The following is a 13,757-nucleotide window of genomic DNA, read 5'->3' on the forward strand; positions in this document are numbered from 1 at the left end:
ACGGCTTCAAGCCGGTGTCGTCAGGCGGCGGCCAGACCTGCCGGTGTGGTGTTGGCCGTGGCGGCTGCTGCCGGAGCGGTCTTGCGGCGCTCGCCGCGCAGGCGCAGCAGGTTGGCGCAAGCGCTGAAGAGGTCGGAGGCCATGGCGAAGGGCGACATCACCAGCGCGTTGTGGCTGATCCAGAAGGCGCCGGCCACCAGCAGGAGCAGGCGCATGCGCACCGCATCCGACTGCCAGCGCGCCAGCGTGGAGAAGGTGATGCCCAGGCTGGACAGCGCCGAGGGCAGGCCCGACCAGGTGAAGGCGGCGATGGCGGCGATGGCCGGCACCGTGGCGGCGAAGGCCGCGGTCTGCCAGCGGTTGCGCCCCTCCGGCATGGCCGCCAGCGCCTGCGTCACCACCAGCAGGCACAGCGCCGCCGCGGTGTGGGCGCCCAGCAGCACATAATGGATGATGAACATCAGGTTGGTCGCCGCCTGCCCGGCCAGCAGGGCGCGGCGCTTCTTCATCAGCGGCCACAGGCACGAACCGGCGAAGGCCGCCGCACCGAAGGCATCGGCGGCGGTGACGGGCAGGGGAAGGGACAGCATGGCGCGGGTGGCTCGGGAGGGGGGCTGAAGGGCGCAAGGGGGCCCTTGCGGTGCCGCGGAGGCGGCCCGTTCGGGTGGCGGAGGTGGATCGTGTATGGGGAAAAGTCTCTGTTGCCGAACGGTCACGCTGGGGCCGAGCTGCAACGGAGCCATATGTACGGCGCGCCACGCCGCCGCACCACCGGGCTTCCCGGTGCCCAGGGCTGCAGCGCGCGCATGGAAGAAAAGACGGACCGCAGTGCTTCGGTAATTTTACCGATACTTTGCGGACCCGCCCTGTTCCGTCGATCAGGTGGCGAAGGCCGGCGACGGCCGCGCCGCGTCGAGCATGTATGTCTTCCGCATCTTCATGAACGGCTGTTCAATCGCATGGAAGGTGAGTGCCGACAGGGCGATGGAGGCCGGCAGCACGACGACGGTGCAGACCAGCAGCGCGTTGACATGCGGGTTGGGCACCATCGTCAGGGCGCCAATGTGCTTTGCGACCTGTGTGATGACGATGAAGTTGGTCAGATAGATGGAGTAGGAGATCGTACCGACATAGGCCGCGGCCATCGACAGGATGCGGGAGCCGGGGATGCGGACCGACAGGCAGGTCACGACAACCAGCGCCCAGCCGCAGGCCTCGATGGTGGGCCAGACGGTCTTCCAAGTGGCGATCACCGGATAGCCGCCGGCCCGATGGAAGATGGTGATGACGGCCAGCATCAGCAGGCATGCGGGAAGGAAGGCGCGACCGATCCATGGGCCGATCCGCGGATCGCGTCCATGGCGGCGCAAGGCGACCGCTGCGATCATGCCGATCAGGAACTGGTCGATGCGTCCGACGATTGTCCAGTAGGCGACCGCGCGGGAGTTGGCGCCGAACTGGTCGGCGATAAGACGATAGACCAGGGCGCACAGCACCATCAGCATCAGCTGGCGGCACCCCTGCCGGTTCAGGATCGACAGCAGGAAGGGAAAAATCAGGTAGAATTGGAACTCGATCGCGACCGTCCAGAACAGGCTGGTCGCCACTCCGTAGGTCGCCTTGTTCCCGGCATTGAGGAAGGGGATCGCCATCTCGACGATCTTGCCGGGATCGATGGCGTCCGGGTGCATGGCGATGCCGACAAGAAGAAGCCAGGCATAGAGCGGGTAGATCCGCAGCAGGCGGTTTCTCAGAAAGCCGAAATAGGCGACTTCGCGGCCGTCCGCGCCCCATGTGAAGATGAAGCCGGACAGCACCATGAAAAGCGCGACGCCGGTGTGCCCTTCGACCACCATCGCCAGAAATGGGCTCTTCGTGTGAATCCAGCCCTCGATCTGGCCCCCGCCGGGCAACTGGGGAAGCAGTTGGAGCGAATGGTAATACAGGACGATGAGCGCCGCAAAGGCACGGAGATGGTCGAGCCGTGGAAGATAGGCGATGTTGACGGATTTGGTCATTGCGGCGAGCTGCAACTTCTTATTGTCGATGCATGAAGTATTCTACACGGAACTGCGTGCGGGAACCCCTTGACAGGCCCTGCCGATATCGGCACGCCGCGTCAGGTTGTTCTTCCAGATTGCGGGGAGTGTCAAGCCATCGCTTGCGCGGTCTTGCCGGGCAGGCGCGGGCGAAGCGGGCAAGGAGGAGTCAGGACGGGCTGCCTTTTTCCTCCGCCTCCGCCTTCAGCACCTCGTCCAGCCAGCGCAGATGCGGTTCGGCGGCCTTGCGGGCGTCCTCCTGCATGCGGCGGTAGCGGGCGACCACCTCCTGCCCCAGCGGGGTCAGACCGGCGCCGCCGCCCTCGCGGCCGCCGACGCTGGTGCGGATCACCGGCTCGCGGAAGGCGGTGTTCATCGTCTCCACCAGGAACCAGGCGCGGCGGAAGGTCATGTCCAGCGAGCGCGCCGCGGCGGAAATGGAGCCGGTGCGGTCGATGGCCTCCAGCAACGCGATCTTGCCGGGGCCGATGGCGCCCGACGGGTGGATGAAGCGGACGCGAAGGTCGGTGGACATGGCGTTTGTCGGGGGCTTTCCGGTGGGATGGCGTTCCGATCTGATCCGAACAGGGATCGGAACAACCATGTGGGGACGATCCCACCGGTTCAAGCATCAAGTGCGGCAATCGGGGCGGCCACCGATGGAGGCGCGATACGCCGCACCCCCTCCCCGGAGCGGCGCTCACTCCGTCCCGGCAGCCTCGGCGAGGCCCAGGAAGGCGGGCAGCTCGTGGATGACGACATAGGTGGGGATCGGGGCCAGGAAGTCGCGCATGCGGCCCTTCTCGGCGAAGCGCTTGCGGAAGCGGGAATGGGCGAACAGCGTCCCCAGCCTCGGCACGATGCCGCCGGCGATGTAGACGCCGCCCCGCGCGCCCAGCGTCAAGGCTAGGTTGCCGGCGACGGTGCCCAGCATGGCGCAGAACATCTCCACCGCCTCCACGCAATGGGGCTCGGTTCCGGCCAGCGCGTTGTCGGTGATCTGGGCGGGGGTAAGGGCGGCCGGTTCGCGCCCGTCCAGGATCGACAGGGCGGTGTAGAGGTTGACGAGCCCCGGCCCCGACAGCACCCGCTCGGCCGAGACATGGTCGAAGCCCTTGCGCAGCTGGCCCAGCACGGCGCTCTCGCGGTCGCTCATCGGCGCCATGGTGACATGGCCGCCCTCGCCCGACAGCGCGGTCCAGCGGCCGTTCGCCCCCGGCACCAGCCCCGACACGCCCAGCCCGCTGCCCGGCCCCAGCACGGCGACGACGGCACCCGGCTGCGGAGAGCCTTCGCCGACCTGCCGGCGGTCCTCCTCGGCCAGACGCGGCACCGACAGGGCGACGGCGGTGAAGTCGTTGATGACGGCCAGCCCCTCCAGCCCCAAAGCGTCGCGCACCCGGCCGACGGAGAATTGCCAGACCAGATTGGTCATGGCGATGCGGTCGCCGGTGACCGGCCCCGCCACCGCGAAGGCGCCGCGCCGCGGCCGGCCCGGCGTGCCCGGCGCCGCCAGCCCGATCGCGGAGAGGTAGGCGGTGGCCGCATCCTCGATCGAGGCATAGTCGGCGCAGCGCAGCACCCGCGTGTCGCGCACCGTCCGGCCGTCGATCAGGCCGAAGCGCGCGTTGGTGCCGCCGATGTCGGCAACGAGGATGGGAGAGACGGCCATGGGTCCGGACCTGCGCTGCTGGTGGGCCGAGCGGATGCTCAGGTGACCGGAAAGTCATACGGTGCGCGGGTCAGCGCGTCCACATAGCTTTCACGCCACCAGCCGATGTCCTGGCGCCGCAGCGTCCGCATCAGGGCGGCGTGGCGTTCCTTGCGCTCGCCCAGCGGCATGGTCAGCGCCCGCTGCAGCGCGTCGCCGACGCCCTCGATGTCGAAGGGGTTGACGATCAGCGCCTCGCCCATCTCATGCGCGGCGCCGGCGAACTGCGACAGCACCAGGACGCCCGGATTGTCGCCGTCCTGGCAGGCGACATACTCCTTGGCGACCAGATTCATGCCGTCGCGCAGCGGCGTGACCAGACCCACATTCGCCAGCCGGTAGAAGCCCGCCAGCACGCGCTGGCCGAAGCTGCGGTTCAGGTAGCGGATCGGCTGCCAGTCGAACTCGGCGAAGCGGCCGTTGATGCGGCCGGCCATCTCCGACAGTTCGCGCCGGATGGCGATGTATTCCGGCACGTCCTCGCGGCTCGGCGGCGCGACCTGCAGGAAGGAGACGCGGTTGCAATGCTCCGGATAGCTTTCCAGAAGCTGTTCGAAGGCGGCGAAGCGCTGGGGCAGGCCCTTGGAATAGTCGAGCCGGTCGACGCCGATGATCAGCCGGCGGCCGACCAGGCTCTCGCGCAGCCGTTCGGCCTGGCGCGAGCGGCCGGCGGTGCGGGCGAGGCTTTCCAGCGCCTCGGTGTCGATGCTGATGGGGAAGACCTTCGCCATCAGGGTGCGGCCGAAGGCGCGGATCATGGCGCTGCCATAGGCGCCGCGCTGTTCCACCGTGCCGTCGGTCTCGGTGCGGATATAGTCGCAGAAGCCGCGCAGGTCGGTGGCGGTGTGGAAGCCGACCAGATCGTAGGCGCACAGCTCGCGGATCAGGTCGCGGTGGTTGGGCAGGGCGGTCAGCAGTTCCGGCGGCGGAAAGGGCGTGTGCAGGAAGAAGCCCATGCGCTGCGAACAGCCGCGGCGGCGCAATTCGTCGCCGAAGGGGATCAGGTGATAGTCATGGACCCAGATCATGTCGTCGGTGCGGAGCAGCGGCTCCAGCTTGTCGGCGAAATAGGCGTTGACCCGCTCATAGCCCTCGCGCGTGCGCCGGTTCACCGAGATCAGGCCCAGCCGGTAATGGAACAGCGGCCATAAGGTCTGGTTGGCGAAGCCGTTGTAATATTCCTCATGGTCGCGGCGGCCGAGATCGAGCGTGGCATAGGTCAGCTTCCCGGCATCGGTCCGGGTCGGTTCGGCCTGGGACTCGCCGTCGACGACGTTTCCGCTCCAGCCGAACCAGATGCCTCCGGTCTTCTTCAGGGCTGCCAGGATGGCGACGGCGAGACCGCCGGCCGCCTGCTTGCCCTCTTCCATCAGGGCCACCCGGTTGGATACGACGACGAGCCTGCTCACGATGTTCTTCTCCTTATTGGCCGCCGGCAGGGCGTTCCGCAGCCCGCAAACCGGACCGCCTTGGCGGACACCCGGCATTGGACCACTCTGAAACGACCGTCGGCGGTCTTGGTTCCGGGCACCGGCCGTCACGCTCAAGACAACGGTCCCAAGGTCCGGCCGCGCCCCGTCCCTTCGGTCATGCCCGCACACGAAGGGTTATGCTGCAGTGCAGCGAACGTCTTTGGTCCCTATCCGCTTTGCGATACCTCCGTCGCAGGTTAAAGCGATGTAATGAATGAGAAATTCTTTTTGCTCTTGAAGCCGGACGGGCGCGCGCTCATATTGTGCAGTGCGGCAACGGTCGTGCCTCGGCATGGACGTTGGCGTAACGCACTTCTTGGGCGTTTCCTCCCTAGACTGAAGGCCGCGGGTTCGCCCGCGGCCCTTTTTTTGCGCCAGGGCAGGGCTGCGGGGCGATGCCAAGCGGAAACTCGACCGCGAGGGGATAGCGGGAAACTGTGGCAGGGGCGGGGCAATGGCCCCAAAAATCGCGGATGTGGGACCTTGCGGCGTCAGCGCGGTTCCAGGCCGTGAGGCGGCAGCAGGCCCAGCGTGTCGACCAGTTCGGTCATGTGGCGGGCCAGCACGTCGAGATAGGGCAGGCGGGTCAGGGCCGCTTCGTCCATGTAGAGGTCGCGGGCGATCTCGATCTGCAGGGCGTGGATGCCCTGGCGCGGCCGGCCGTAATGGCGGGTGGTGTAGCCGCCGGCATAGGGATTGTTGCGGCTGACGGCGTAGCCGAGCCCGCGCAGGAACTCCTCCGCCGCGTCGATCACCGCAGGCGCGCAGGCGTTGCCGTAACAGTCGCCCAGCACGATCTCGGGAAGGTTGCCGCCGCGCCCGCCGCCTTTCCCGGTGGTGGCGGTGCTGGCCGCCGACGGCATCGAATGGCAATCGATCAGCAGGGCATGGCCGAAGGCGTCGCGGGTGTCGTCCACCAGCCGGCGCAGGGCATTGTGGTAGGGGGTGTAGCAGCGGCTGACGCGGTCCAGCGCCTCGGCGAAGCGCAGCTTGCCGCGGTAGATGTCCTCGCCGTTGGCGACCACGCGAGCGATGGTGCCCAGCCCGGCCGCCACCCGGGGCGAGCGGGTGTTGACATAGGCCGGTAGCGGATCGGCGAACATCTCCGGGTCCAGCTCGTAGGCTTCGCGGTTGACGTCCAGATAGGCGCGCGGGAACAGGGCGCGGATCAGCGGCACGCCGAAGCCGGGGGCGAAGGCGAAGATCTCGTCGACGAAACAGTCCTCGGATTTGCGCAGCGCGCGGGCATCCAGCCGGGACGAGGCGAGGAACTCGGCCGAGTAGGCGTTCCCGCTGTGCGGCGACGCCAGGACGAGCGGCAGCCTCTGGCTCTGCGGGGCCAGAATCTCGAAGGCCGGGGCGGCCGGGGCCGAAATGGCCGGACCGGCGCCGGCACCGGCGTCGCGCTGCGCGTCGAAGGAGGCGTCCATGGTTCAATGATGTAATGGACACCGGGGCCTTTTGTCACGGGAACCCCCGCCGCCCTGCCGCCGTCCGACAAAAAAAGCGCAAGGGATGATGAAAGGGCTTGCGCGCCCGCGTCGAGGTCGGTATACACCCGCCCACGCCGGACGGAACGACGCCACGCGCTTCTCCGCCGGTCGCTACAGTGGGCGGTTAGCTCAGCGGGAGAGCACTACGTTGACATCGTAGGGGTCACTGGTTCAATCCCAGTACCGCCCACCATTCTGAAGGCCGCGAACCGGAACGGGTTCGCGGCCTTCGCCGTTTTGGGGGTTTGAATACCCCTTAGCGTCGTGCGAGAGCCTTCAAGAGGGTTTGCGCGCTGACGTGGAAGCGGTCGATGCGAGCGGCGAGTGCCGCCCGGTTGCCCAACTCGATCAGATCGATCGTTTCCCCATAGATCAGGACGTCGGTGCTCTCGTCCTTGTACGCCGTGCCTTCGGCTTTCCAATGTCCGACCTCGACGACAACGTCCCGGTGCCAGTTGAAATTTTCATCCCGCTTCCTGCTGTTCTGCAGGATGTACAGGCGCAATTCACTTCGGCAGTCCTCCGGCGGCTGGAAGCGGTCTGGTTTGGGTTCCCACTTGTCGCCGCACCGGTCGGCCTCCTGCTCGAGGCCGGTGTCCGACACCACATCGATGTAGAGAAGGCGGCTGCCGCGCTGTGCGCGATCCTCTCCCTGCTCCGCCTCGAAGCCGATCATGCTGAATGGCAGGGCATCCCACATCCACCGACGCGGATCCTCAATCTTTTGGTCCGGCGTATCGAACTGATATTCGATCAAGCTTGGCATGAAGCCGAGCTGTTCGCGGATTTCCGCCACGATGTGCAGGATCCGCTTTTGATATCCCCAGAGCAGCCGGTACGCCCGGCGGACGTCTGCAAGCGCCGCCGCCAAGTCATTGCAGTTAGCCTCGGTCATGGAATGATCCATCTCGAAAGAAATTTGAACAGGTGCGCATTTCGCCTTTGAAGCCGAGAGGCGGAAGGTCCGGCCGGCGGAAATGGTCGGTGGCCAGCGGGTTGTTCAAAATCGACCAGGGTACTTTCTGCATGTCGTCCAGCCAGCAGGGAGCCGTCAGCCTTACGCCATGCCTTACAAGCCCGCTGCCGATGTCCTCCAGCAGCCTGTTCTGTTCTGGCCGGTCATGTGACAGCGCCTTCCGGGTCATGAGATACAAGTCCCGCCACGACACGTATCCAAGATGGAAACTCTCCGGCCGGTCGTCGAACTCACCGTGGGAAAGAGCGGCAAGCCGGTTCAGCGCTTTGCGCTTCAATACTCTCAACTCGCGCTCTGGGTTGCGCAATCCTGACACGGCCAAGATGGATATGGGCCGCCCATCGGTGAACTTATGAAAGGCCGTCCACCATTCGTCGGCAAGTTGGTCGCCATACTGGCTCAGCGTCCCGTCATGCCGCTTGGCCTCGATCATCAGAATCCGGTCGTCGAACTCAATGATCAGGTCGGGTTCTGTCGATCTTCGGGTGACTGCGGAAGCGATGGTCTTGGGCCACGTCCAGAGCGGCCAGAAGGTGACGGGCCCGACAGATGTCGGAAGGCCGGACGGAGGGCGCAGAGGCCAGAGCGACGGATCGAAGAGGATCGCGATCAGCCGATCATCCGGGAGATAGGCCAGCCGTTCGAAGATCGTCGACGTTAAACTGTCTTCAGAGAGCTTTGCGTTTCCGTCCGCATCGTAACGGAGTTTTCCATGCAATTTTGCGTGCAGCATACGAATGCCCACATTCCGAATTCAATCTCACCCTAAAGTAGATACAATATCCATGAAAGTCAATTTTTCGCAGGGGTGTGCTCATACTGCTTCTTGTTATGCGGGAGCAGTTATGCAATTCCAAGCTAACGCACGCGTGGAAAACAAAAGGCTCGGCAGTCGCCTGCCGAGCCTTTGATTTGGTGGAGCCAAGGAGGATCGAACTCCTGACCTCTACAATGCCATTGTAGCGCTCTCCCAGCTGAGCTATGGCCCCTTAACTCTGGGGGCCGGTCGTTTCCGTCCGGCCTTGGTGGAGCGGGATAATAGTCAGGCGGCGGAGTGATGCAAGCGGAAAATCGACCGTTCCGCGCTTTTTTTCACCGGCATCCCCGCCGCTTCCGACCACGCTCCCGTCCCGCCGGGAAGGGCGCCGGTCAGCGCTCCTCCTCGTCCTCGCCCTCGACGTCGACGACCTCGTCCATGTCGTCCTCGCCCAGTTCGGACGTGTCCTCGATCAGGACGTCGTCCTCATCGTCGGCGGTGTCGTCGGCCTCCTCGATGCCCTCGACGGACATGTCGTCCTCGACATCCTCCAGCTCCGGAGTCTCGCTCTCCTCGGCCTCGCTCTCGGTATCCTCGTCCACAACCGCCGCCACCTTCTTGGTGTCGTCGGCCGGGGCCGGGCGGGCCTTGCGCGACTTCAGCAGGGCCTCGGGATCGAATTGCGCACCGCAGCTCGGGCAGACCGGCGGGTCCTTGCGCATGTCGTAGTAGCGAGCGCCACAGCTCGGGCAGATGCGCTTGACGCCCCATTCGGGTTTGGCCACGCCAGTGTCCTCCGTCACATAAATCAGGGGGGTTCTCAAGAGGCGCCCTTTGCCACGGCCAGAGGCGCTTGTCAAAAAAAAGATGCCGGATCGGCGGCGCGGCCGGTTGCCGCCGGTGCGCAGGCGCCGCGGAAAAGGGGTATCCCGCCCGGACAGGGGTTGCCTTTACAGGGCGTTAACCATAACTGGCTAGAACGGACCTGCACATTGTGCAACTCCTCCATTTGGTTTCCTCCTTGAACTCGGGGCCGCCGTTGCGCGGCCTCTTTTCTTTTGTGCCCGGCCGGTATCGGGAGGGGAGGAGGATGGAGTCCGGCCCTCTCGCATCGGGACGGGGGCTGTGATAGGAACGGCGGCCATAACCGCTTTCCGTTCCGATCCGAAGGACCCGTCCCATGACGCAGGCCCCCGCCACGCAGGCCCCCATCACGCAGGTGAAGCCGCTGCGCTCCGCCGCCACCGGCGCGATCCAGGGCAGCATCCGCGTGCCCGGCGACAAGTCGATCTCGCACCGGTCGCTGATGCTGGGCGCCATCGCCGTGGGCGAGACGGTGATCCATGGCCTGCTCGAAGGGGAGGACGTCCTGCACACCGCCGCCGCCATGCGCCTGCTGGGCGCCCAGGCGGAGCGCGATGCCGCGGGCGTCTGGCGCGTGCGCGGCGTCGGGCTGGGCGCGCTGCAGGAGCCGGCGCAGGTGCTGGACATGGGCAACAGCGGCACCGCCGCCCGCCTGCTGATGGGGCTGGTCGCCGGCCATCCGATCACCTGCGTCTTCACCGGCGACGCCTCGCTGAACAAGCGGCCGATGGCCCGCGTCACCAAGCCGCTGGAGGAGATGGGCGCCCGCTTCGTCGGCCGCTCCGGCGGGCGGTTGCCGCTGACCGTGGTCGGCAGCGGCGATCTGGTCCCGATCTCCTACCGGCTGCCGGTGGCCTCGGCCCAGGTGAAGTCGGCGATCCTGCTGGCCGGGCTCAACACCGCCGGCGCCACCACGGTGATCGAGGCGGAGCCGACGCGCGACCACACCGAACTGATGCTGCGCCATTTCGGCGCCACCGTGACGACCGAGCGGCTGGCGGACGGCGCGCTGGCCGTCACCGTCACCGGCCAGCCGGAACTGACCGGCCGGACCATCCATGTGCCGGCCGATCCCAGCAGCGCCGCCTTCCCGGCGGTCGCCGCCCTGCTGCGGCCGGGCTCGGAGCTGCTGCTGAACGACGTCGGCATGAATCCGCGCCGCACCGGCCTGTACGACACGCTGGTCGAGATGGGCGCCGATATCGCCTTCGAGAACCGCCGCGACCAGGCGGGGGAGCCGGTGGCCGACCTGCGGGTTCGCCACAGCGCGCTGAAGGGCGTGGTGGTGCCGGCCGACCGCGCGCCGAGCATGATCGACGAATATCCGGTGCTGGCCGCCGCCGCCGCCTGTGCCGAGGGCACCACGGTGATGCTGGGCCTGAAGGAATTGCGGGTGAAGGAGAGCGACCGCCTCGCCATGGTGGCCGAAGGGCTGGCCCGCTGCGGCGTGTCGGTGGAGGTCGGCGCCGACGACAGCCTGACGGTTCACGGGACTGGTGGAACGGGCAAGGGGCCGAAGGGCGGCGCCACCGTCCTCACCGCCATGGACCACCGCATCGCCATGAGCTTCCTGGTGCTGGGCATGGCGACGGAGGAACCGGTGTCGGTCGACGACGGCGCCTTCATCGACACCAGCTTCCCCGGCTTCGTCGGGCTGATGAACGGGCTGGGCGCGAAGATCGGCGAGGCGTGAGGCGATGACGCAGCCGCTATCCAACCAGGAGACCCCGGCCAAGGCGGTCGTCGTCGCCATCGACGGCCCGGCCGCCAGCGGCAAGGGCACCCTGTCGCAGCGCATCGCCGACGCCTTCGGCTTCGCCCATCTCGACACCGGCGTGCTGTACCGCGCGGTCGGCGTGTCGGTCCTCAGGGCCGGCGGCGATCCGGCCGACAATGCCGCGGCGGCGCGGGCGGCCTATGAGCTGCACCCGGAACACCCCATCCTGCAGGAGGTGGCGCTGCGCACCGACGAGGCGGCGCAGGCGGCCAGCAAGGTGGCGGCGGTGCCGGAGGTGCGGGCGGCGCTGCTCGACTTCCAGCGGCGCTTCGCGTCCCATCCGCCGGGCGGCGCGCCGGGGGCGGTCCTGGACGGGCGCGACATCGGCACCGTGGTCTGCCCCGATGCCCAGGCCAAACTGTTCGTTACCGCTTCGGTGGAGGTCAGGGCCGAACGGCGACTCAGGGAGTTGCAGAGACGGGGGATTCCGGCTATACCCTCCGATGTCCTGGAGGACATGAAGGCTCGTGATGCGCGTGACAGCCAGAGAGCGGTAGCCCCGCTCCGTCCGGCTGTCGACGCTTTTGTGCTTGATACCTCCGCTCTCGATGCCGATCAGGTGTTCTCGATGGCGGTCGCTCACATCGGCTCGAAGACCGGTCTGAAGCCAGCGGCGTGACGCCGCGGTTCCGGCGGTCGGAAGCGGCGCGGGCGGGTCGGACGCCCTCCATGGAAAACCATCAACCAAGTCGCCGGGCGTGGTGCCCGGCGCGGCGGTTCGGTCGAGGTCCCACCCGTTTTGCCGCGGGAGGGACCGGAACGGGGCCGCTTTCGCGCCACCTTTAGGAGTTTCAATGGCACAGTCACTGGCCCGCACGGTCGAAAAGGAAAGCTTCGCGTCTCTGCTTGAAGAGTCGCTGGGCGCGGCCGAGTCGCTCGAAGGTACGGTCGTCAAGGGACGCGTCGTCGCCGTCGAGAACGACATGGTCACCATCGACGTCGGTCTGAAGTCGGAAGGCCGCGTCGCGCTGAAGGAATTCGCCGTTGCCGGCCAGCCGCCCGAGCTGAAGGCGGGCGACACCGTCGAGGTCTATCTCGAGCGGATGGAAGACAAGAACGGCGAAGCGATGCTGAGCCGTGAGAAGGCGAAGCGCGAAGAGGCCTGGGCCCTGCTGGAGAAGTCGTTCAACGACCAGACCCGCGTCACCGGCGTCATCTTCGGCCGCGTCAAGGGCGGCTTCACCGTCGACCTGTCGGGCGCCGTCGCCTTCCTGCCCGGTTCGCAGGTCGACATCCGTCCGGTCCGCGACATCTCCCCGCTGCTGGGCACCCCGCAGCCGTTCCAGATCCTGAAGATGGACCGCTCGCGCGGCAACATCGTCGTGTCGCGCCGCGCCGTGCTCGAAGAGAGCCGCGCCGAGGCCCGTTCGGAGCTGGTGGCCAACCTCAAGGAAGGCCAGATCCTCCAGGGCGTCGTCAAGAACATCACCGACTACGGTGCGTTCGTCGACCTGGGCGGCGTCGATGGCCTGCTGCACGTCACCGACATCGCGTGGCGCCGCATCAACCATCCGTCGGAAGCCCTGCAGATCGGTCAGACCGTCACCGTCCAGGTCATCCGCTTCAACCCGGAAACCCAGCGCATCAGCCTCGGCATGAAGCAGCTGGAAGCCGATCCGTGGGAAGGCGTCGAAGCCAAGTACCCGGTCAGCGCCAAGTTCAAGGGCCGCGTCACCAACATCACCGACTACGGCGCCTTCGTGGAGCTGGAGCCGGGGATCGAGGGCCTGGTCCACGTCTCGGAAATGTCCTGGACCAAGAAGAACGTCCATCCGGGCAAGATCGTGTCGACTTCGCAGGAAGTCGAGGTCATGGTCCTGGACGTCGATCCGCAGAAGCGCCGCATCAGCCTCGGCCTGAAGCAGTGCCTGGACAACCCGTGGGAGACCTTCACCGACAAGTTCGGTCCGGGCACCGAGCTGGAAGGCGAAGTCAAGAACATCACCGAATTCGGTCTGTTCGTCGGCCTGCCGGGCGACATCGACGGCATGGTCCACATGTCCGATCTCGACTGGAACAAGTCGGGTGAAGAGGCGATCGCCGAGTACAAGAAGGGCGACCGCGTCAAGGTCAAGGTTCTCGACGTCGACGTCGAGAAGGAGCGCATCAGCCTGGGCATCAAGCAGCTGGCGAACGACCCGTTCGAGGCTGCCACCGCCGGTCTGAAGAAGAACGAGGTCGTGACCTGCACCGTGACGCAGGTGACGGACGGCGGCATCGAAGTGGCCGTCGGCGAGGGCTACACCGGCTTCATCCGCAAGTCGGACCTGTCCCGCGAGCGTTCCGAACAGCGCCCGGACCGTTTCGCCGTCGGCGAGAAGGTCGACGCCAAGGTCACCCAGATCGACCGCGCTTCCCGCCGCATCTCGCTGTCCATCAAGGCCCGCGAGATGGAGGAAGAGAAGCAGGCGATGGCTGAGTTCGGTTCGTCCGACTCGGGCGCCTCGCTGGGCGACATCCTGGGCGCCGCTCTGAAGCGCAAGCAGCAGAACGACGAGTGATCGCCTGAGGCCGTTCTCTCCGGCGGCAACGCCGGGGAGGGGGCTCGCGATCTCCCGGAAGGGTAAGGAAAAGGCCGCGTCCCGGTTGGGGCGCGGCCTTTTTCGTTGTGGGCGGCCGATGGACGGTTAGGTGCTGCGGTGTCGGGCAAGATCGACACGGATTTCAC

12 protein-coding genes and 2 tRNA genes are annotated in these 13,757 nt (G+C 66.7%); 4 read left to right on the top strand and 10 right to left on the bottom strand.

The features are described from left to right. Positions 1-20: 20 nt before the first annotated feature. From AZOLI_RS00695 to AZOLI_RS00720, 6 genes are all read right to left on the bottom strand, one after another. On the bottom strand, positions 21-590 hold the full coding sequence (locus AZOLI_RS00695; RefSeq protein WP_014246644.1) for a YgjV family protein: 570 nt from the start codon (positions 588-590) through the stop codon (positions 21-23). Positions 591-878: 288 nt separating this feature from the next. Then, positions 879-2,018, bottom strand: coding sequence for an acyltransferase family protein (locus AZOLI_RS00700; RefSeq protein WP_014246645.1), 1,140 nt, complete (start codon positions 2,016-2,018; stop codon positions 879-881). A 190-nt stretch (positions 2,019-2,208) separates the two neighbouring features. Next, positions 2,209-2,574 carry a winged helix-turn-helix domain-containing protein gene (locus AZOLI_RS00705; RefSeq protein WP_014246646.1) on the bottom strand — a complete coding sequence of 122 codons (366 nt, stop codon included), beginning with the start codon at positions 2,572-2,574 and terminating at the stop codon, positions 2,209-2,211. Positions 2,575-2,739: 165 nt separating this feature from the next. Continuing rightward, entirely contained in the window at positions 2,740-3,711 is a 972-nt protein-coding gene (locus AZOLI_RS00710) for a glucokinase (RefSeq protein ID WP_014246647.1), read from the bottom strand. Positions 3,712-3,749: 38 nt separating this feature from the next. Continuing rightward, positions 3,750-5,159 (bottom strand): alpha,alpha-trehalose-phosphate synthase (UDP-forming), encoded by a 1,410-nt coding sequence (otsA, locus tag AZOLI_RS00715; protein ID WP_044550256.1) that lies wholly within the window; start codon positions 5,157-5,159, stop codon positions 3,750-3,752. Between the two features lie 554 nt (positions 5,160-5,713). Further along, positions 5,714-6,652 (bottom strand): N-formylglutamate amidohydrolase, encoded by a 939-nt coding sequence (locus AZOLI_RS00720; protein ID WP_014246649.1) that lies wholly within the window; start codon positions 6,650-6,652, stop codon positions 5,714-5,716. 181 nt (positions 6,653-6,833) lie between these two features. On the opposite strand from AZOLI_RS00720, the gene AZOLI_RS00725 reads away from it, so the two are divergent. After that, positions 6,834-6,908 (top strand) — tRNA-Val (locus AZOLI_RS00725). Between the two features lie 63 nt (positions 6,909-6,971). Here the strand turns inward: AZOLI_RS00725 and AZOLI_RS00730 are convergent. The 4 genes from AZOLI_RS00730 to AZOLI_RS00745 all read right to left on the bottom strand — a co-directional run bounded on the left by AZOLI_RS00730 (position 6,972) and on the right by AZOLI_RS00745 (position 9,233). After that, on the bottom strand, positions 6,972-7,610 hold the full coding sequence (locus AZOLI_RS00730; protein ID WP_044549400.1) for a hypothetical protein: 639 nt from the start codon (positions 7,608-7,610) through the stop codon (positions 6,972-6,974). Next, complete coding sequence (locus tag AZOLI_RS00735) at positions 7,597-8,424, bottom strand: hypothetical protein (RefSeq protein WP_014246651.1); 828 nt, start codon at positions 8,422-8,424, stop codon at positions 7,597-7,599. The genes AZOLI_RS00730 and AZOLI_RS00735 overlap by 14 nt, the downstream gene beginning before the upstream one ends. Positions 8,425-8,604: 180 nt before the next feature. Next, positions 8,605-8,680: transfer RNA gene (locus AZOLI_RS00740), tRNA-Ala, on the bottom strand. Between the two features lie 160 nt (positions 8,681-8,840). Beyond that, on the bottom strand, positions 8,841-9,233 hold the full coding sequence (locus AZOLI_RS00745; protein WP_014246652.1) for a TIGR02300 family protein: 393 nt from the start codon (positions 9,231-9,233) through the stop codon (positions 8,841-8,843). Between the two features lie 395 nt (positions 9,234-9,628). Here AZOLI_RS00745 and aroA point away from each other — a divergent pair, with 395 nt between their 5' ends. From aroA to rpsA, 3 genes are all read left to right on the top strand, one after another. Continuing rightward, complete coding sequence (gene aroA / locus AZOLI_RS00750; RefSeq protein ID WP_014246653.1) at positions 9,629-11,005, top strand: 3-phosphoshikimate 1-carboxyvinyltransferase; 1,377 nt, start codon at positions 9,629-9,631, stop codon at positions 11,003-11,005. Positions 11,006-11,009: 4 nt separating this feature from the next. Then, positions 11,010-11,708, top strand: a complete 699-nt coding sequence (gene cmk, locus AZOLI_RS00755) for a (d)CMP kinase (RefSeq protein ID WP_014246654.1) — start codon at positions 11,010-11,012, stop codon at positions 11,706-11,708. A gap of 175 nt (positions 11,709-11,883) precedes the next feature. Beyond that, complete coding sequence (gene rpsA / locus AZOLI_RS00760) at positions 11,884-13,590, top strand: 30S ribosomal protein S1 (RefSeq protein WP_014246655.1); 1,707 nt, start codon at positions 11,884-11,886, stop codon at positions 13,588-13,590. The last annotated feature ends 167 nt before the right edge of the window (positions 13,591-13,757 follow it).

This window comes from Azospirillum lipoferum 4B (assembly GCF_000283655.1).
GTDB classification, from domain to species: Bacteria; Pseudomonadota; Alphaproteobacteria; order Azospirillales; family Azospirillaceae; genus Azospirillum; species Azospirillum lipoferum_C.

Bases quoted from the DNA above. Each gene is read 5' to 3' on its own strand.
- AZOLI_RS00695 (WP_014246644.1), bottom strand. From the start codon at position 590: ATGCTGTCCCTTCCCCTGCCCGTCACCGCCGCCGATGCCTTCGGTGCG.
- AZOLI_RS00700 (WP_014246645.1), bottom strand. From the start codon at position 2,018: ATGACCAAATCCGTCAACATCGCCTATCTTCCACGGCTCGACCATCTC.
- AZOLI_RS00705 (WP_014246646.1), bottom strand. From the start codon at position 2,574: ATGTCCACCGACCTTCGCGTCCGCTTCATCCACCCGTCGGGCGCCATC.
- AZOLI_RS00710 (WP_014246647.1), bottom strand. From the start codon at position 3,711: ATGGCCGTCTCTCCCATCCTCGTTGCCGACATCGGCGGCACCAACGCG.
- AZOLI_RS00720 (WP_014246649.1), bottom strand. From the start codon at position 6,652: ATGGACGCCTCCTTCGACGCGCAGCGCGACGCCGGTGCCGGCGCCGGT.
- AZOLI_RS00730 (WP_044549400.1), bottom strand. From the start codon at position 7,610: ATGACCGAGGCTAACTGCAATGACTTGGCGGCGGCGCTTGCAGACGTC.
- AZOLI_RS00735 (WP_014246651.1), bottom strand. From the start codon at position 8,424: ATGCTGCACGCAAAATTGCATGGAAAACTCCGTTACGATGCGGACGGA.
- aroA (WP_014246653.1), top strand. From the start codon at position 9,629: ATGACGCAGGCCCCCGCCACGCAGGCCCCCATCACGCAGGTGAAGCCG.
- cmk (WP_014246654.1), top strand. From the start codon at position 11,010: ATGACGCAGCCGCTATCCAACCAGGAGACCCCGGCCAAGGCGGTCGTC.
- rpsA (WP_014246655.1), top strand. From the start codon at position 11,884: ATGGCACAGTCACTGGCCCGCACGGTCGAAAAGGAAAGCTTCGCGTCT.